The organism is Bradyrhizobium uaiense, from assembly GCF_010811875.1.
Classification (GTDB): domain Bacteria; phylum Pseudomonadota; class Alphaproteobacteria; order Rhizobiales; family Xanthobacteraceae; genus Bradyrhizobium; species Bradyrhizobium uaiense.
Map to the genome: position 1 here is coordinate 1 of NZ_VKHP01001130.1, position 233 is coordinate 233.

The following is a 233-nucleotide window of genomic DNA, read 5'->3' on the forward strand; positions in this document are numbered from 1 at the left end:
CTTACCGCATCCATAGGACGATAGCAGCCAGAGTGACGACGGCTCGGTAATTTCTGGCTGTCTTTTCGAAGCGTGTTGCGACCCGGCGGAACTGCTTGAGCTTACTGAAGCAGCATTCGACGAGATGACGCTGGGCGTAGAGATGCTTGTCGAGTGGGTATTTGAGCGCGCGTGACGGGTTGTTGGGAATGACGGCGAGCGCGCCTTTGGCGGCGATGGCTTGGCGCAAGTGA

1 protein-coding gene is annotated in these 233 nt (G+C 57.9%); it reads right to left on the minus strand.

The window, feature by feature from the left end; genetic code table 11:
* Window position 1: 1 nt before the first annotated feature.
* Window positions 2–233: transposase (locus tag FNJ47_RS49065; protein ID WP_163163864.1), on the minus strand; the 232-nt coding region annotated here is incomplete at its 5' end.